Origin of the sequence: Thalassobacillus cyri (genome assembly GCF_900107755.1) — a bacterium.
GTDB lineage: Bacteria > Bacillota > Bacilli > Bacillales > Halobacillaceae > Thalassobacillus > Thalassobacillus cyri.
This window is the reverse complement of record NZ_FNQR01000002.1, coordinates 133213-152075: the sequence shown is the minus strand read 5'-3', so window position 1 is coordinate 152075 and position 18863 is coordinate 133213. Positions and strand designations below refer to the sequence as shown.

General features: G+C 44.5%; 16 protein-coding genes and 2 pseudogenes. 9 read left to right on the top strand and 9 right to left on the bottom strand.

Annotated elements, in window-relative coordinates; all coding sequences use genetic code 11:
* Positions 1 to 10: 10 nt before the first annotated feature.
* A complete protein-coding gene (locus BLV00_RS03005) occupies positions 11 to 1243 on the bottom strand; it encodes a sugar ABC transporter substrate-binding protein (protein WP_245728776.1) in 1233 nt (410 codons plus the stop codon).
* Between the two features lie 238 nt (positions 1244 to 1481).
* Between BLV00_RS03005 and BLV00_RS03000 the strand changes: the two genes are divergently transcribed.
* Complete coding sequence (locus BLV00_RS03000) at positions 1482 to 3644, top strand: glycoside hydrolase family 3 N-terminal domain-containing protein (RefSeq protein ID WP_093042265.1); 2163 nt, start codon at positions 1482 to 1484, stop codon at positions 3642 to 3644.
* Positions 3645 to 3770: 126 nt separating this feature from the next.
* On the top strand, positions 3771 to 4214 hold the full coding sequence (locus BLV00_RS02995) for a VOC family protein (RefSeq protein ID WP_093042263.1): 444 nt from the start codon (positions 3771 to 3773) through the stop codon (positions 4212 to 4214).
* A 62-nt stretch (positions 4215 to 4276) separates the two neighbouring features.
* On the opposite strand, the gene BLV00_RS02990 is transcribed toward BLV00_RS02995, so the two are convergent.
* Positions 4277 to 4903, bottom strand: a complete 627-nt coding sequence (locus BLV00_RS02990) for an NUDIX hydrolase (RefSeq protein ID WP_093042261.1) — start codon at positions 4901 to 4903, stop codon at positions 4277 to 4279.
* 196 nt (positions 4904 to 5099) lie between these two features.
* Here BLV00_RS02990 and BLV00_RS02985 point away from each other — a divergent pair, with 196 nt between their 5' ends.
* The 3 genes and pseudogenes from BLV00_RS02985 to BLV00_RS22725 all read left to right on the top strand — a co-directional run bounded on the left by BLV00_RS02985 (position 5100) and on the right by BLV00_RS22725 (position 8142).
* Complete coding sequence (locus tag BLV00_RS02985; protein WP_245728774.1) at positions 5100 to 6041, top strand: M20/M25/M40 family metallo-hydrolase; 942 nt, start codon at positions 5100 to 5102, stop codon at positions 6039 to 6041.
* Positions 6042 to 6297: 256 nt separating this feature from the next.
* Entirely contained in the window at positions 6298 to 7596 is a 1299-nt protein-coding gene (locus tag BLV00_RS02980; RefSeq protein ID WP_245728773.1) for an MFS transporter, read from the top strand.
* Positions 7597 to 7741: 145 nt separating this feature from the next.
* Positions 7742 to 8142, top strand: a pseudogene (locus tag BLV00_RS22725) (hypothetical protein).
* Positions 8143 to 8183: 41 nt separating this feature from the next.
* Here the strand turns inward: BLV00_RS22725 and BLV00_RS02970 are convergent.
* Together BLV00_RS02970 and BLV00_RS02965 are read right to left on the bottom strand one after the other, a co-directional pair.
* Positions 8184 to 8381: a hypothetical protein gene (locus BLV00_RS02970; protein WP_093042257.1), complete on the bottom strand. Its 198-nt coding sequence runs from the start codon at positions 8379 to 8381 to the stop codon at positions 8184 to 8186.
* A 141-nt stretch (positions 8382 to 8522) separates the two neighbouring features.
* Positions 8523 to 9143 (bottom strand): DUF3298 and DUF4163 domain-containing protein, encoded by a 621-nt coding sequence (locus BLV00_RS02965; RefSeq protein ID WP_093042255.1) that lies wholly within the window; start codon positions 9141 to 9143, stop codon positions 8523 to 8525.
* A 208-nt stretch (positions 9144 to 9351) separates the two neighbouring features.
* On the opposite strand from BLV00_RS02965, the pseudogene BLV00_RS02960 reads away from it, so the two are divergent.
* Positions 9352 to 9843 (top strand): annotated as a pseudogene (locus BLV00_RS02960) (hypothetical protein).
* A gap of 117 nt (positions 9844 to 9960) precedes the next feature.
* Here BLV00_RS02960 and BLV00_RS02955 read toward each other — a convergent pair.
* Positions 9961 to 11385: a S8 family serine peptidase gene (locus tag BLV00_RS02955; protein WP_093042253.1), complete on the bottom strand. Its 1425-nt coding sequence runs from the start codon at positions 11383 to 11385 to the stop codon at positions 9961 to 9963.
* 413 nt (positions 11386 to 11798) lie between these two features.
* On the opposite strand from BLV00_RS02955, the gene BLV00_RS02950 reads away from it, so the two are divergent.
* Entirely contained in the window at positions 11799 to 12254 is a 456-nt protein-coding gene (locus BLV00_RS02950; protein WP_093042251.1) for a staygreen family protein, read from the top strand.
* Here BLV00_RS02950 and BLV00_RS02945 read toward each other — a convergent pair.
* Entirely contained in the window at positions 12208 to 12495 is a 288-nt protein-coding gene (locus BLV00_RS02945) for a hypothetical protein (protein ID WP_093042249.1), read from the bottom strand. The genes BLV00_RS02950 and BLV00_RS02945 overlap by 47 nt on opposite strands.
* 38 nt (positions 12496 to 12533) lie before the next feature.
* On the opposite strand from BLV00_RS02945, the gene BLV00_RS02940 reads away from it, so the two are divergent.
* The gene (locus BLV00_RS02940) at positions 12534 to 13073 is read left to right on the top strand and encodes a hypothetical protein (RefSeq protein WP_143030667.1); all 540 of its coding nucleotides are present in this window, start codon (positions 12534 to 12536) and stop codon (positions 13071 to 13073) included.
* A gap of 4 nt (positions 13074 to 13077) precedes the next feature.
* Here BLV00_RS02940 and BLV00_RS02935 read toward each other — a convergent pair whose 3' ends face one another.
* Both BLV00_RS02935 and BLV00_RS02930 read right to left on the bottom strand, forming a co-directional pair.
* Positions 13078 to 14586 (bottom strand): malate:quinone oxidoreductase, encoded by a 1509-nt coding sequence (locus BLV00_RS02935; RefSeq protein WP_093042245.1) that lies wholly within the window; start codon positions 14584 to 14586, stop codon positions 13078 to 13080.
* 214 nt (positions 14587 to 14800) lie between these two features.
* Positions 14801 to 15037 carry an amidase family protein gene (locus BLV00_RS02930; RefSeq protein ID WP_093042243.1) on the bottom strand — a complete coding sequence of 79 codons (237 nt, stop codon included), beginning with the start codon at positions 15035 to 15037 and terminating at the stop codon, positions 14801 to 14803.
* Between the two features lie 272 nt (positions 15038 to 15309).
* Between BLV00_RS02930 and katG the strand changes: the two genes are divergently transcribed.
* Positions 15310 to 17547, top strand: a complete 2238-nt coding sequence (gene katG / locus BLV00_RS02925; protein ID WP_093042241.1) for a catalase/peroxidase HPI — start codon at positions 15310 to 15312, stop codon at positions 17545 to 17547.
* Positions 17548 to 17660: 113 nt separating this feature from the next.
* Here katG and BLV00_RS02920 read toward each other — a convergent pair whose 3' ends face one another.
* Positions 17661 to 18770 (bottom strand): flavin monoamine oxidase family protein, encoded by a 1110-nt coding sequence (locus tag BLV00_RS02920; RefSeq protein WP_093042239.1) that lies wholly within the window; start codon positions 18768 to 18770, stop codon positions 17661 to 17663.
* Positions 18771 to 18863 lie beyond the last annotated feature (93 nt).

Here is an 18863-nt window from a genome sequence, read left to right as displayed (position 1 = left end):
ACAAACGCTTTTATTTTTCTAACAGACTTTGCGCTTCTTTATTGAATGCTTCTAACTCTTTCTCCAAATCAGCGCCACCCTCGGTGATTCTTTCAATCGAACCAAGGAGTTCCTGTGCAATCCGTTCAAACTGTTCGGTCTGCAAGCCTGGTTTCGCATTTTCCATCTGCTTCCCGAATGTTGCGAACATCGGATCATCTTTAAGCATCGGATCTTCCCAAGCTTCGGTACGGGAAGGCAGTGTATTGGAAGTTTCTGCCCAATCCAATTGTGTTTCGGTCTCTGTCATATAGGAAATGAACTCCATTCCCCCTTCAGGGTTGTCGGCACTTTCAAAGACAGATAGGACGGAGCCGCCCATGCTGGATGTATTGGATTCTTTTTCAGGCATAACAGCTGTCGCCCATTTTCCTTTGATATCCGGTGCCTGGTCGTTAATGATGTTGACCATCCAAGGACCACTGAAGAACATCGGCTTCGATCCGTCAGCAAATGCTTGCGTGATATCTTTCCCTTGCTGTGTCTGACTGATGCCTTCTTCAAAATAGCTGGTGTAATATTTGATTGCTTCTTTGAATTCAGGTGTATCAAAGTTCAATTCATTGTTTTCTAAATCGGCTTCATACCCATTTTGCCAAGCGAAAATGAACGGGGTGATCTGGTCGTTACGGTCAATATCAAGACCATACATATCGTCGCCACGGTCAGACAGTTTGCTTGCTGCGTCTTTCAGTTCATCCCATGTCTTCGGCGCTTCGTCATAGCCCACTTCTTTCAGCAAATCGGTACGGTAGAATAGTACCCGTGTATCAACATACCAGGGAATACCGACCACTTGATCGTTATATTCCATTGATTCGACAGCACCATCAAAGAAATTCTCTTTTGCAAAAGAATCATAATCTCCTGTGGAACCCGATAGATCTTTCAATGCGCCGGCTTCTGCAAATTCCGGCACCCAGGTCGTACCCAGCTGCACAACGTCCGGCCCATTACCGGAAGCTACGGCTGTAAGCAGCTTATCGTGAGCCTGATCCCACGGAATAGCTTGTACATCTACCTTATAATCAGAATTCTCTTCAAATTTTTTACTGAAATCTTTTAACAGCTTGCCTTCTTCTCCCATCGCCCAAACCGTAACTTCTTTATTATCTTCACTGGATCCGGATTCATCACCGGAAGAACAAGCCACCAAGATACTGGATAAGACTACAATCAGCAAGATCATCAATTTCCCCTTCACAAACAAGCACCCCTTTTTTAAGTTTTTACTGAAATTTCATTGAAACGTTTCGATAACTGCATTATAATTTATTTTGAATCCGCTTTCAAGTACGTTTTCTAACTTTTTTAATAAGTTACAGGAAACTATTAAAAGGTGGAATAATGCGTATTGACTTAGAAAACGCTCCCATTTATACTGCAATTATTATTAATTTCGAAACGTTTCAATAAACATGCATTTATAGGAGGAATATAATATGCCAGAGAATAAGATGGAACAATTACTGGAACAAATGACGATCGAAGAAAAAGTCGGCCAGCTCGTTCAGTTGGCTACCCCTTTCTTCCGGGGTGCTACCGACCGCGGGGAAATTACAGGTCCGATGGTACAAATGAATATCGATGAAGAAGATATCAAAAACACGGGCTCTGTGCTTGGCGCATCCGGCGCAAGGGAAACAAATAATATCCAGAAAGTCCATATGGAAGAAAGCCGTCTCGGCATTCCGCTTTTATTCATGTCTGATATCATCCATGGCTTTAAGACGATCTTCCCTGTACCGCTGGCAATCGGCTGCTCGTGGGATATTGAATTGGCAGAAAAAAGTGCAGCGATTGCAGCCAAAGAAGCAGCCGTATCCGGTGTCCATGTTACATTTTCACCGATGGTCGACCTCACCCGGGACCCTCGCTGGGGACGTGTGATGGAGTCAACAGGTGAAGATACGTTTTTAAATAGTGAATTCGCCCGAGCTTTTGTACGAGGCTTCCAGGGAGATCTCGATAACGAAAGATATAAAGTTGCCTCCTGCGTGAAGCACTTTGCCGCTTACGGCGCTCCAGAAGGCGGCCGTGATTACAATACCGTTGACATGTCCGAATGGATGCTCCGGGAAAATTATTTACCGGCTTACAAGGCAGCGCTGGATGAAGGCTGTCAAATGGTAATGACAGCTTTCAATATTTTGAACGGCATCCCATCAACCGGGAATGAGCAATTGATGCGAGGCATTTTGCGAGATGAATGGGGATTCGATGGTGTATTGATTTCCGACTGGGGAGCGGTAAAAGAACTGATCCCTCACGGTGTCGCCGAAGGTCAGAAGCAGGCAGCAGAACAAGCATTGAAAGCTGGTGTCGATATTGAAATGATGACATCCTGCTATGTCAATCATGTCGAAGAGCTGATAGAAGAAGGCACATTGGAGAAAAGTTTGCTCGATGAAGCCGTGCTGCGGATTTTGAAATTGAAAGAGAAGCTCGGCCTTTTCGAGAACCCTTACCGCTTTGCCAATGAAGAGGAAGAAGAAAAATATATTCTTTCGGAAGACCATCGACAGGCTTCAAGAGAACTGGCTGCAAAATCGATTGTTTTACTGAAAAATGATGAGCTGCTCCCACTGGCGTCCGATAAAAAAGTCGCGCTCGTCGGTCCGTTTGCTGACAGCACGGATGTGCTTGGGCCATGGTCCTGGGGCGGATCGGCGGAAGATACCATTCCCGTCAAAACGGGACTGAAAGAACACTTTACTGATGAAAATCTGCTCATCGCAAATGGTACCGGAATCGAAGAAGGTACAGAGGAACAAATGCAGGAAGCGTTGGAAGCGGCAGAACAGGCAGAAGTGGTCGTGCTGGCGCTTGGCGAGAATTCTGATATGAGCGGAGAAGCCGGCTGCCGTGCCGACATCCGTCTGCCAGAAGTTCAGCTGAATCTATTGAAAAAAGTACGGGCGCTAGGTAAACCGGTGGTAGCTGTCTTATTCAATGGCAGACCACTGGATTTACGAGAAGTTACCGAACATGCAGATGCCGTCGTAGAAGCATGGTACCCAGGTACCGAAGGCGGAAATGCCGTCGCCGACATCCTGCTCGGCAAGGTCAACCCTTCCGCCAAGCTGACGATGTCCATGCCTTATTCCGTCGGACAGGTCCCTGTCTACTATAACAGCTACAACACCGGACGTCCGAAAGATGCACCAGATGCACAGGAACGCTATGTATCCCAGTATCTCGACATTCCGAATGGCCCACTCTTCCCGTTCGGCTACGGATTGAGCTACAGCCAATTCGAATACGCAGATCTGCAGCTATCCAGCGACACGCTGCTAGTTGATGACGCCTTGAACGTCAGTATTAAGGTGACCAACACCAGCGACCTGGCCGGTGAAGAAGTCGTGCAACTGTATGTCCGTGACCATGTTGGCGAAGTCGTAAGACCGTTGAAAGAACTGAAAGCCTTTGAGCGGATTTCGCTGGAAGCAGGCGAATCTCGAACGGTCTCCTTCAAGGTCACAGAAGAACAACTACGCTATTATCACGCCAACTTCGAACATAAGAGTGATGCCGGCGAGTTTACAGTGTTTGTCGGAACTAACAGTGAAGATGTACTGGCTAAGAGCTTCCAATTACAAAAATAACGGGATGATCAGACCAAATCGCAAATTGATTTGGTCTATTTTTTTTATATCAAAGGAAAATTGTAATTTTAAATGGAAGTAAATATAAACACGGAAAGGTGAAATTTTTTTAAAGGAGAAAAAGTGATGAACCGATTAAATCTTATTACCCTGGGTACGAAGGACATCATCAAAGCACATCAATTCTTTAAGGAGCTTGGTTTTGACACCTCCATTAGAGGGACAGAGTCAAACCCCGTTATTATTTTCTTTAAAAATGAAGGAACAAAGATAGCTTTGTACCCTTTAGAAGAACTGGCTAAAGATGTGAATAATGACAATCCCCCAGCTATAGCAAATGGCTTCTCAGGCATAACATTAGCTTATAATGCCAAGTCCATGAAAGAAGTAGATGAAGTATTGAAAAAAGCAGAGTCAGCTGGAGCTACCATCCAAAAGGAGCCTAAAAGGACAGACTGGGGAGGCTATGGAGGATATTTCACCGACCTTGATGGCTACTATTGGGAAGTTGCCTACGGAGAAGATTGGGAATTTGATGATTCGAATATGTTAATCATTAACGACCAATAATAGCCATCCAACTCACAAAAATAATGCCTGGAACTATTCCCAGGCATTATTTAGTATGTCTGCTATTTACTTTCCTCCTGCAGAATCTCTATGAAATGGTAAAGCACCCGTGCGGTAAGCCCCCAGATCACTTTCTCTCCATAGATATAAAAATATTCTCCCATTTGCCGAGGCCGCCAGTTATAATCCCTTCCATTCGGGATGAGCTCATACGGAAAATCCTCCCCCGGTTTCACTTCCAATGTCACATAATGAACTTCCGGTTTATTATTGAGGAAGAAAGAAAGCGGCACCGTGAACACTTCCCCTACTTCATCAGGGTTAGGTACAACCTCCTCCAGCTTACGATTGATAAAACCGACATACGTATTCACACGCATGTCCATCGAACCAACCAATTGGCCTAACGGAAATACCTGCTCGATATCCTTGTCATCCACTCCCAGCTCTTCCATCGATTCCCGTACTGCTGTGTCCTTGTCATGCCTGTCTTCCGCATCTTTTTTTCCGCCCGGAAAACAGACTTCTCCCGGCTGCCTGATATTTTGTGAACGAACTTCAAAAAGAAGATGCAGCTCACCGTCTTTTTCTATCAAAGGGAGCAATATAGAAAATGGCTTCAATTTTTGCTGGCCAAGGATGCCTGGCGTATGTTTTTTCATTTTAGTCATGATGGCTTCGAGATTCATTGCTTCACCCCATCTAGCTTTTACTTATATCTACTATATCAAACTTCAGGTTATAACCTCTCTATAAATGTCTCTTATATACAGTGCACTTTGCTATTAAAATTCAAACCTTTTTGATAGATTGATATGTAAGAATATTTAAATAATTTTATAAAAGAAAGGTGAGACTATGCTGAGAAAACTATCTTTTTCCTTTATGGCCATTATGATTGGTTTGATGACCGTTGTCGGAAGTGCTTCCGCTTCCACCGTTACATATCCAAAGTCAATTGTGCACAAAGACGGAGCGCTGGCTTATGAACACATGGATTATCTTGCAAATGAAATCGGTTCACGGGTGGCCGGCACAGACAATGAAAAATTAGCAGAACAGTATATCTATGAGCAATTTGAACGGATCGGCTATGAAACAGAGATTCAGGAATTCAGTTATGGTGAAGGTTCTGACTCTTCCAACGTGATTGCTTATAAACCGGGAAAGTCAAGTGAACAGATTATTGTGGGCGCCCATTACGACTCGGTATCAGCAGGAAAAGGCGTGGACGATAATGCATCTGGTGTAGGCGTGATGTTAGAATCCGCAGAAGTATTGAAACATATCAAAACACCCTATGATGTTGTTTTCATCGCCTTCGGAGCAGAAGAAGAGGGACTGCAGGGTTCAAAAGCATATGTCGAGCAAATGACGCAGGCGGAAATAGATAGCACGGTAGGAATGATCAATTTAGACAGCTTAGCTGCCGGAGATCACATGTATGTATACGGGAACGCCGGCGAGGACGGTTTCATCCGTGATCAGACATTGAACATTGCCGAAAAGAAAAAATTAGATGTACAAACCAATCCAGGGCTAAGTCCCGATTATCCTGCTGGTACGACCGGTGACTGGAGCGACCATGCCCCATTTAAAGCGGCGGGTATCGCCTATGGGTACCTCGAAGCGACAAACTGGGAAATCGGTGATTTGGACGGTTACCATCAGACGGTAGAACATGGAGACATATGGCATACAGAAAACGATAACCTGGAATTCCTCGAGCAGGAGTATCCAGGAAGAGTCCAGGAACACCTTTCCACTTTTAGTACAATCTTAACGGATCTGCTCAAGTTCATGAATAAAACAAGTACAGCAAAATAGAATGAAAGTAATAAGAAGACTGGCCTGAAAGCGTCGGAATCATTTTCGACGGAATGGCCAGTTTTTTCTTATTCTTTAAGAAAAATCAACTATGTTAAAGGATTAAAGTATAAGAAAACACTATTGCTTGCGCCATAAGTGCTTGGCGACAAGCCAAGTTTTTCTATGGTAATAACGAGCAATTAGCGTTACAATAAGGAGGGGATAAATACCTCGAAGGGTATGTAATTTGTTTTTTAGAAAGGAAGAACCAACAATGTCTGATAAAGCAATGAAAATAGATGAAACAAACAGCCATCCCGCCTGGCTGAAAAGTTATATAAATTCTACCGATAAACAACAAAGCCTGTACCGGCGCACGCTGATCATCGTGATCATTGCCCAGATCTTCGGCGGGGCAGGCCTTGCCGCAGGGATTACAGTCGGAGCACTGCTTGCGGAGGATATGCTTGGCACCAACAGTTTCGCCGGGCTTCCTGTCGCGCTGTTCACGCTTGGCTCTGCTGGTGCGGCCATGATTGTCGGACGGCTGTCTCAGCGGTTCGGACGACGGCCAGGACTGACGATCGGGTTTGTCGCTGGTGGTCTCGGGGCAATTGGGGTTATTTTTGCTGCCATCCTAAATAGTGTTATTTTATTGTTCGCTTCTCTATTAATCTATGGTGCCGGCACGGCTACCAACCTGCAGGCACGCTATGCGGGAACCGATATGGCCAATACAAAACAGCGGGCCACCGCCGTCAGCATGGCAATGGTTTCTACTACATTTGGTGCGGTTGCAGGTCCGAACTTAGTCGGTGTCATGGGGAATTTCGCTACGTCCATCAGCATTCCTGCATTAGCGGGACCATTCATCCTGGCTGCTGCAGCCTACATCCTTGCCGGATTGGCCATTTTCATCCTGATGCGCCCGGATCCACTCCTTATTTCCAAAGCGCTGGCGGATGTCCAACCAGTCGATGACAATGCCGCACCAGGTGTAACCCTGCCTGCTTCATGGAACAAACGAGGTGTTATCATTGGTGCAACCGTCATGATTCTGAGCCAGATCGTTATGGTCGCCATCATGACCATGACTCCCGTACACATGGGGGCGCATGGGCATGGTCTTAATGCAGTCGGACTCGTTATCGGAATCCATATCGGAGCCATGTACCTTCCTTCACCACTTACTGGTATTCTCGTTGATAAAGTGGGACGGTTCACGATGGCGATCGCCTCGGGAGTCACCCTGCTTGCTTCGGGGATTTTGGCTGCTACCGCTCCTGGCGAATCGATGGCTGGATTGATCATTGCCTTGGCTTTACTCGGACTGGGATGGAATTTCGGCCTGATAAGTGGTACTGCCATCCTCGTTGATGCTACGACACCAGACAACCGTGCCAAAACACAAGGAAGCGTTGATGTCTTCATCGCGTTGGCTGGTGCATCGGGCGGGGCTATTTCCGGTGTAATCGTGGCGTTATCGAATTTCCCTACACTTTCTGTTATCGGTGGGGTTGTCTCGATTTTACTTGTACCATTCATCATTTTATATCGGAGAAATACTAAATGAGGTAGATAACGTTTTGTTATCTGCCCCTCTTTTTTTCAGCACACGTTACCAATTTTTTCATGATCGTCACCTAACCAAAAACCCTCGAATATCATAGCTGTAGATTGCTTAAAAGTGAACGAAAATGGAAGAAAAGAGGGGTTATATGAATAGTTACTTCTGGCGCAATTCTGCCCATCCCTGGCCAGTCCCATATTACTTCTATCCTAATTCGGCTTTTTCAGCTGTACGGACTGCTAAGTGTATCAGTCCGGCAGAGGTTAAGCTGAAGAGTGACATGCGAAGCCTTTGGGAAGAACACGTTGCCTGGACCCGCATGACAATTATCAGTTTAAAAGCACAATCAACCCTTTCCTAACAGAAGAAGCAGTACGTGATATGTCCTATAAACATTTGGATCTCACAAAAATGGAAGCAGTATTCATGATACAGATGGATTACAAAAAAGACATTGCCATCTATGATGAAATCGAGGAACAGGTATTAGAAATGTCCGACGCCATCACATATGCCATCGTAAAGCAATTCCCAGGTGTATTTGGGTGAGATACGTAAAAGCAGCTGCTTTTTACTTAGTAGCTGCTTTTTTATTTACTCTTAAATTCTTTCGCTTCCTCATCCAACCGCTCCACTCTAGCTTGTAAATTAAGGTTAATCTCACTGCCTGTAGAATTTCCGGACTTCCATCTTTTAAAAACTAATGCGGTACCCAACCCCATAGAATAAACGATGATAAATAAAAATAGAAACAATAAGAATAAAGGCATAAGCTCCTGAAGCGTCATTTGTTTCACCTCCTGCCTTGTTTGTAAAATGTTTACATATTTTAAATACGAGGGTAAACACGAAACAGTTTCACTCAAAAAAAGCAGTTCCATTAATGGGCACGCTTATGTCGTACTCCACAACAGAACTGCTGATGAGAATCAATTATTTTGAGCCATGCGTCCAAGCGGCCCTTCTTCATCAATGATATCCTGAATGTCATAAACTGAAATCGGAAACATTGGGAAACCGAAGACATACGGCGTAATTTCATAGAGCTGAAAATAGATAACCAGCGTTTTATCAGCAATATAGAAATCCTGATCAGGACGAATGGTTGTGAACCCATCCAGTGTCTGGATCTCCCGCTCCTTTATTTGCGCGTCAATTAAAGCTGAAAGCCTTGCGACATAATCACTTCCCGGCTTAAATAAATCTTCCAGCTCACACTGCTTCCCTTTTTGCAGATCGAACGTCAACGATTTGATATACGTCATCCCATGGGCCGCCTGAAAGTGGTACGTATAATTGGAGAGAGACAAGCTGAGCACATCTCGCTGATTGTTCTTGATTTCATACAGCCCAAGCATCTCCACTACCGTCGACGGCATATTCCCCACCTGTTCATTGATCAGCTGCTGGGTCTGTCGGGCAATCGCTCGGTTAATCGTCCGTTCGAACGTAGGATTACGCATCCCCACCACCCTGGGATAATAAACAGTTTTATCTGGACCGCCGCTAATGCTTTCTGTCCTGATTCTTACTGGAAAAGCATGGATCATTTTCTCCACCCTCTGTCATGTAATCTACACATGCTCATACCTATTAAAAATTGGGCGGAATTATTACGACTGGATAAAGAAGAAATAAATCCTTCTCAGGATTGCCCCGTTATTCACCACATTAAATAAATTTACATAGCTTAGTAGCATATGCATATGGCTTCTGCCTAAAGCGACTCAGTGGATGAATGTTGATGGAGGGTTAAATATGGTGAATTTCAACTCTTTTCAAGGGATTGTCACTATGATCCAAGACTTTATCACGGGATCGAATGGTGAAGGAGAAGGATATTATAAGATAATTTCCGTAGAAAACGAAACCGGAGCAATGGTAAATTTCGTGGTGGTCCCAACTACTTATTTTGTTGATCAGGCAATCGTGAACGTTGGCGACAGGGTGAGAGGATATTATGATGGGAATGCACCTGTCCCCCTCATTTAACCACCCCAATACCAAGCTCTTGTAATGGTAAGAGAAAGCCCCTAACAAAACGTAAAAGTAGATTATTTCGACAGTCAGCTTGAGAGCAGTGATGGGTTCTTAAAGTTGAACCTTGCCCCCAACACGCCGATTCTATTGGCAAACGGGCAGCCTTTTTCAGCCAGTCCTGCAAATCGTAATCTTGTTGTCATCTATGGACCAGCAACAAAAAGTATCCCTGCTAAGACTGCACCTTATAGAGTTATAGTTTGGTGTTAATTATTAAAACAAAATTATTTTGATAAAGTATAGAAAAATCCAAGGCTTGAATTTAAAAAACAAACCTTGGATGGTAAAGTTATTAGCAATATTCCTGTTGAGGGGTGCATCAATTCACTAATTTAACGCATCAAACGCGTCTAGATGGCCATTACCGAAAAATGACTTCTCCTCTCCATTAACAGGATCCACTGCTTTTTTATAAAGGAGGTCTTCTAATTTAGATGGTGACATTTTTCCATACTTATCAACTAGTAATGCCGCAACTGCAGATACTTTAGGAGTTGCCATTGAAGTACCTAGTGACCAATAATGACCACCTTCTTCACTTGCACTTAGATTAAATTCTGTTTCATATAATCTTTTATCTATATATTCCTCAAATTTACCTTCTACCTGATATTGAATATATAGCCGCATATCTCCCCCAACAGCAGCAATATCAATAAATCCAGGCCCGTAGTTAGAATAGTTAGCTAGAACATCTTCCGGTCCAGTTGCCGATACGGTGACCACCCCTGGAAGTGTCCCAGGTACTTCAAACCCAGCTCCTACAAAATAAAGACCATCACCGCCATAATTAGCATTTAAGAAATCCGTTACTTCACGTTTGTTTGTAGCATTTATAGCATCGTTTCCTGCAGCTGCAACAACGAGGGAACCTTTCTGAGTAACGTAATTCATCACCCGTTTATAGGCTTTGAAATCTGCTACATCATTACCTAACTGTGTTTTTTCTCCAGTTTCTGGATCAACCATGAAAACTTCACCTATAACATCAAACCCTCCCAGACTCATGGAGATTACATCAACACCGTCATTAGCTGCAGCAATCATTGCATTATAAATCCATGCAGACTCAGCAGAACTGGTCCCAAATACACGATAGGCGCGAATCCCAGTATCAGGAGCGACTCCAAGCATGGCACCATTGCCAGCGATTGAACCCGCTACATGACTACCATGACCATGTACATCATCAAAAGCATTGGAATCACCGGTTTCAGTTGGCTCTGTACCCCTGAACCCTCCTGGTGGCACGAAATTTTTGGAGCCTGGCTGCAAGTTACCGACCAAATCAGGATGATCCCGGTCAATACCGGTATCAATAATACCGACAACAACATCATGGGAACCCGTACCTAATTTATAGCTTTTACCGTTATTCGTTATTCGTTGAATATCCCATTGTAAGTCCCAAAGAGCAGCATCCTCCGTATTCACTGCACTCTCTTGAATTCTTTCAGACTTTGGCAAGGTCCAGGAAATAGCAGGATTTGCTGAACTTACTCCCTTCATGCCTTTTAATTTAGAAAATGCAGAATCTGGTACTTTTACTTGGACAAAACCTATTTCAGGAACAGAATAAGCAATTTCCCCTCCTATATCTTTTAACTTCTTGTTAAAATCTGAAGGAATACTTTCACTGTTAAACAACACGGAGTAATAATCCATCTTTTTACTAGCGTCTACTCCTTGCAAAGAAGTTACTAAGCTTAACATTAATACAAAACTAAATACTACAGCCAAAAACTTTTTCATCTTCTTCCTCCTATGTAATAGTGTTTTACAAAATAACGAACAGATTCGTATACTTGTTAATTAGCTAAATAGGCACGTTTTCCTTTTATTTTCGTTCGCCAAATTTAATCAAAAAGCTGCAGGGAAAGGGCTGATTTTGTCATATCTGATGGAATTCCCGACCTCCATTCTGGCTGGCGGTGGTTGTTATGTATTTTTAACGCGGTAGTAAACAATTTCGCCTGATTATCACATCCTATTAAATGAATATCGACGCCTGCCACTTAAATATCAGCACTCATCGTCTATTTCTCAGTTCTTTCTGCTCAATTAGCCCCTCGCATTGCCCAATTATGTCGCCCAGCAATAGGCATTTTCCTTACACTATGAGAATAATTTTGCCCAAGGAGATTTTTTTCGAGAGGAGTGAGGCTTTGAAAAAATTAAATCCAGAAAAGCTTTCCGTGGAATTAAGAGAAGGAGTCACCGCAACCACGCCTATACTGCCAAGGCGCTATACGCTCACGCATTCGGACATTACCGCTGAGCTTCTTTTAACAATTGCCCGAAATTATGCCTACGACACCATCAACCCGATGAGGGATGAACTCCTTGGCGAATGGATCAATACGGGAGAAGGCTGCTACTATCAAGCGTACGTTTTTGTAGATGGCACAGGGCCATTTAATCAGTCCACAGCTTCCATACGAAATACGATTTTCAGACGGGAACTGCCGCTAGCCCTTCAAGCAATCCGATTTGGAGATAAACCATTTTTCATACACCACCCCCCATTAAATCATGCTCCGCTCTTCATTCATTTTATTTCCGTAAGTCCCCAGTTTAACCGGAACGAATATTGGGGAACGTTTTCTGATTACGAAATTTAATCAGATTCCCTATTGCCGCCTTCCCTGCCATCGAAGTCGGCCCCCTGATCTGTACAAAACTGTTTTCGTGAACAAAGCCGGCAACCACCTCTTTCAATCCAGTTAATTCTTCACTAACCATCTTTGCCTCATTGAACCAACTACTGTAAAAGCTTCCGATCTTAACTGTAATCACTTTGACAAACGGTAATATGCCTGCCAGCAACACAAATCCCAAAACAGCCGTTAATAAATTATCCACCTAATCCCTCCTAAAATAAAATTGGTTATACTAGCTAATTGGCTAAAACATGCCGATTTCCTTTTATTTTCGTTCTTCAAATTCACTTAAAAACCTACAACAGCACGGATTTTTTTGCCACATGGTGTCCATATTCTTATGAAAAGAAAGAACGTCGTCGTGTTAAGTCAGAAGGTGCTGATGTTAGGGAAGAACAAATGGGAGCCAGGGAGGAACCTCCCTTCGTGAAGGAGGAAGTTGCTATCGTTAAGGAAGAAGGACTGCCAATCAGGAGAGAACACCATCTTGTTCATAAGGAGAACATGAAAAAATGCCCGACACCCCACTTTGCTATTGCTTCAGTAAAGTGGGGCCAGGCATTTATAACCGCGAATCAATATAATACTGTACAGTGTCTGGTAATATGCGATAACCCAATCCTTTATATTTCAAATCTAACAAAGCAGCAATTACAAAAAATATTCGGCTATTGGCCACAGCCATCGACTGACTCTCATCTGCTGCCCCCCTTCCTTCCCAAAAATAAAGGAAGCATAAATGTGCTGAACCAGCCAATTATACTTCCTTTACCACACTAATATTTCAGTTCGAATTTGCTATTTTTTCATCTTCTGCTAAATCCAGTGCACGATCGGTTGTCGTATTAACTTCTTCAAGAAGTTTTGGGTTTTCTGATAGCAGGATCCCATAAGATGGGATCATTTCTTTTATTTTCGGCTCCCACGCTTTCATATGCTGCGGGAAGCATCGTTCCATTACTTCAAGCATAACGGAAACGGCTGTAGAAGCACCTGGAGAAGCACCCAGAAGGGCAGCTATCGAGCCATCAGAAGAACTGACGACTTCGGTACCAAATTGCAGTGTTCCTTTTCCACCGGCCTCTGTATCTTTGATGACCTGTACCCGTTGACCCGCTACTACCAAATCCCAGTCTTCACTTTTGGCATCCGGGATGAACTGGCGTAAAGCTTCTATGCGCTGTTCTTTTGACTGGACCACTTGTTCAATCAAGTATTTGGTCAACGAAGCATTTTTCACACCGGCGCCTAACATGGTAAGGAGATTATCGGGTTTTACGGACGTCACCAAATCCGTCAGGGAACCTGTTTTTAGGAATTTCGGCGAAAAGCCGGCAAACGGTCCGAATAACAGCGACTTTCTACCATCGATAAATCGTGTATCCAGATGCGGAACGGACATTGGAGGTGCTCCAACATCAGCTTTTCCGTATACTTTTGCATGATGCTTTTCGATTACTTCCGGATTATTGCAGACCATGAACTGACCGCTTACCGGGAATCCTCCAATACGCTTGGATTCGGGAATACCTGTTTTCTGTAACAGATGAAAACTTCCGCCGCCCCCGCCGATGAAAACGAAGTTCGCGGTATGGTATTCAATTTTATCGTTAGCCATATCAAGGACTTTCACTTCCCACGCGCCATCGCTGGAGCGTGTAATATCTTCTACGTTGTGCTTGTAGTATACCTCGATGTCTTTACTCTCCAAATCATCGAACATTTTACGCGTCAACGCGCCAAAATTGACATCAGTCCCAGTATCGATTTTTGTGGCTGCAATGGCTTCGTTTGCTGGACGGTCTTTCATGACCAGCGGCATCCACGTCTTCAGCTGTTCCGGGTCATCGGAAAATTCCATCTCCTTGAACAGTGGATTGGCAGACATGGTTTCGAAACGCTTTCTTAAAAATTCCACGTTCTGCTTTCCTCTGACCAGACTCATGTGTGGCAATGGCATGATAAATTCCCGCGGGTTACGGATTCTATTGCTGTTTACCAGGTGAGCCCAGAATTGCTTGGAAACTCTGAATTGTTCGTTGACTTTAAGCGCTTTCTTGATATCGATGGAGCCGTCCGGCTTTTCCGGAGTATAGTTGAGCTCACACAACGCAGCATGTCCTGTCCCTGCATTGTTCCATACATTCGAACTTTCCTCTCCTGCACTGTCGAGCCTTTCAAACACTCTGATGTTCCAGTCAGGTACTAATTCTTTCAGTAGTGACCCCAATGTTGCACTCATAATTCCTGCACCAATTAAGATGACGTCTGATTTCGTATATTTTTCGCTCATTTTGACTTTCAAACTCCCTAAGCATGCAGAAAAGGTGCACGATCCATCATGCTGATCAAGACACAGTTCGACGTGATTATACACCTTTTCCGGATATTTTTATTCCCATCTCAGTGTATCATTATTAACAATATTTTAAAATATTTATGACGTATATATAGTACTAAGATGATTTGATATTTTGTAACTATTACCCAGGCTTTATCTTTTATGGTCAGATCAGGTTCCATTTATCTTTCGCTGGAGGTTTACGACGTATACTTATTTCAGGATAAAAAGAGGGATTTTTACGGATATCCAGCCAATACGGGGATTGCTCCAATTTTCCTGCCAGTTGATAAAGCCGGTGTTCATTTCCTCTGACAGCCATGAATTGCACACCACACGGAAGGCCGTCTGCCGTTTGATGCAAAGGCAGGGAGATAGCCGGCTGTAGATAGGCAGAAATCATAACTTGTTATGGCCAATCATAAGCTATAACAACCTTTGCGTTTTCAAAAAATACATACAGAATAGGTGAAAAAGAGAATAGCAGCAGTCTTCATTTTTATAAGCCTCACACCATTCGCTTCCGCATACTTTGAATGGATCATTTCAGTATCCTGACTGCCTAATCGGGTATTTTTTGAAAGTTATTAAAATTTTATTCCCATGTAAGGTCTTTTTTATTATAATTATAAATTGAGAACTATTATAATTTTTACTCAGGGAGGGGTATTGCGGATGGACAAGAACGAAATGCATGATAGCAAAGCTGGCAAGTGCCCGGTGTCACACGAGAAAACGCAGGAAGACAGTGCCGTAACGACGACAACAGTTGGGACAACCAATAAAGACTGGTGGCCAAACCAGCTGAACCTGCACATTCTTCATCAGCATGACAACAAGACGAACCCAATGGGTGAAGACTTCAATTATGCAAAAGAATTTCAAAAGCTGGACTATGAGGCCCTGAAAAAAGACCTTCATCACCTGATGACGGATAGCCAGGACTGGTGGCCTGCTGACTATGGACACTATGGACCTCTCTTTATCCGAATGTCATGGCACGCAGCCGGTACCTACCGTACTGGTGACGGACGCGGTGGCGGAGCAACTGGTTCGCAGCGCTTTGCACCGCTTAACAGCTGGCCGGATAACGCCAACCTTGATAAAGCACGGCGGCTATTATGGCCGATTAAGCAAAAGTATGGAAACAAAATTTCCTGGGCTGATTTGCTTTTACTGACTGGTAATGTAGCACTGGAATCCATGGGCTTGAAGACATATGGTTTTGGTGGAGGGCGCGAAGATGTCTGGCATCCGGAAGAGGATATTTACTGGGGTACCGAGAAAGAATGGCTGGCTGACAACCGTTACTCTGGTGACCGCGAGCTTGAAAATCCGCTTGCTGCTGTTCAAATGGGGCTCATCTATGTGAACCCGGAAGGTCCAAATGGAGATCCTGACCCACTTGCAAGTGCACGTGACATCCGTGAAACATTTGCCCGTATGGGAATGAACGATGAAGAGACTGTTGCCCTTATCGCTGGTGGCCATACATTCGGGAAAGCACACGGCGCAGGAGACCCTGCAAAGGTTGGCCCGTCACCGGAAGCGGCTGATTTGGAAGATCAGGGCTTAGGCTGGAAGAGCACACATGGAAAAGGTAAAGGCCGTGACACCATCACGAGTGGTGTAGATGGTGCATGGACGGCTAATCCGACGAAATGGGATAACGGCTACTATGATCTATTATTCGGCTACGAATGGGAGCTTACTAAGAGTGCGGCAGACGCCAATCAATGGGCACCTGTAAATCCTAAAGAGGAAGACCTGGCGCCAGATGCAGAAGATCCAGCCGTGAAAGTTCCTACGTTTATGACAACAGCAGATATGGCATTACGCATGGACCCTGATTATGAAAAGATTTCGCGGCATTACCATGAGAACCCTGAGGCGTTTGCAGAGGCATTTTCCCTCGCATGGTTCAAGCTGCTTCATCGTGACATGGGACCTAAATCAAGATACCTTGGCCCTGAGGTTCCAGAAAAAGATCTGCTCTGGCAGGACCCGATTCCAGCCGTTGATTATGAATTGACTGACGCAGAAGTAGCAGACCTGAAAGCAAAAATTCTTGATTATGGACTGACAGTAAGTGAGCTTATTACAACGGCCTGGGCTTCTGCAAGCACGTACCGCAGTTCTGATATGCGCGGTGGTGCTAATGGCGGCCGCATTCGCCTTGCCCCGCAGAAGGACTGGGAAGTGAACGAACCTGAAAAGCTTGATAGAGTGCTTACTGTATATGAAGTTATCCAAAGCCAGCTTGATAAAAAAGTCAGCATCGCCGATTTGATTGTCCTTGGTGGTAGTGCAGCAGTAGAAAAAGCTGCAAAAGATGCAGGTGTGGATATAACCGTTCCATTTGCGCCAGGACGCGGTGATGCAACCCAAGAGCAGACAGATTCGGAAAGCTTTGAAGTATTAGAGCCGATGGCAGATGGATTCCGGAACTATGAAAAGAAGGCATACACCTTGAGCCCGGAGGAACTATTAATAGACAAAGCTCAGCTACTAGGCCTTTCCGCACCAGAAATGACTGCACTGATCGGCGGTATGCGTGTGCTTGGCACTAACCATGACGGCACAGAGCACGGTGTATTCACAGACCGTATCGGCACACTTACGAACGACTTTTTCGTAAACCTGCTTGACATGGATATTGAGTGGAAGCCAGTAGATTACAACCTTTATGAAGGACGCGACCGCAGAACAGGCGAAGTCGTCCGGACAGCCACCCGCGTGGATCTCGTATTCGGTTCAAACTCGGTCCTGCGTTCCCTTGCAGAAGTATACGCCCAAGATGATAACAAAGAAAAATTTGTGCGTGACTTCACAGCGGCTTGGGTGAAGGTTATGAATGCAGACCGTTTCGACCTAAAACGAACCCGTGATTTGACAACGTCTTATAAAGCATAATAAAAAGCACCTTACCAGGGTAACTCTATCAGGTAAGGTGCTCTTTTTATAATAATAATCTGGCATAATGAGGGAATTTTTGAACCCTAACAATCCATTAAGTTTTGATCGTATTATAACTCTGATTTATATAACGAAATAACTTCCTTAGACGCACGTTCAGCCGCCCTTAGCGCTCCTTCAAGGTGTCCCCCATGTTCCGAAGCGGTTTCTGTACCAGCAAAGAAAATCTTTTCACCCCAGCCACCGGGACTTACCGGCGGTCCGTAGTTTGGAAAACTGCTAAGCGGTGTGGAGTCATCATCCACCGCAGTTTCAGGATCACTTGACCAATCTTTATACAGGAGGGAAATTGGTTTTTCAGCAGACTGTCCATAAAGCCGAACTAACTGGTCAACCACAAGTTTGAGAACTTTTTCCTCACCCAGCTTTTGGCGCATCTTCGGAGGTATCCCAAAGAAACCAAAGAGTGCACCGTAACCTGTCTCAGGTGATGCATCATGGATTTCCTGCAAGGGACCAGCCCAGCTCATTGCCTGGCCGGAAAGTCCATCTTCCCGCCAAAAAGGACGATCGTAAATCGCAATCGCTTTGGCCTGCCCCGCCATCCATGTAGGCTTGTCCAGCAAGCTGGTCGTAAGCTTATCAGGAAATGATGGTGAGAAGGTGATATGACGCGCCACAATTCGTGGAGGTAACGCCAGGATAACTGCTTTTGCACGTAGACTTTTCTGCGTTCCATCAGCATGGGCTGTTTCAAGAGTGATCGTTTCTTGTTCACCCATACGGATTGCTGTTACACGTGTATCTAACTCAATCGTCCTGCGAGGAAGCGTGTCTGCTATGGCGTCAATAAGAGACTGAACACCTCCCACGAGCCGATCTGGCCTTTCCACAGCACCCTCTGGTAACCTGCGTCGCTGTACAGGTTGATGCTGAGATTGCTCTAAAAGTATTGCTCCTTCGGTGTGCTGGACGAAAGTTCGTAATCCGAGTTCTCTGACAACCCTGGAGATAACCGGTTCATGTTGAGGCCAAAACCACGTTGGTCCAAGGTCAAACTTGCCGAATTCAGGCCTGTCCACGACTGCCCTGCTTAAAACTCTGCCCCCTATTCGCCCTCTCGCCTCCAGCACCTTGCACTCGATTCCCTCTGAATCAAGCATAGACGCGGTACGAAGGCCACTTAAACCGGCTCCAACAATGATAACAGGTTCATTCATCTTCTTACCTCCAATCTTTGTATCACTTTTTCCGAAACAAATGACAAAAATTCTTCACTAGCTATGGCTATATGATTCTAAAACACCTTTTTT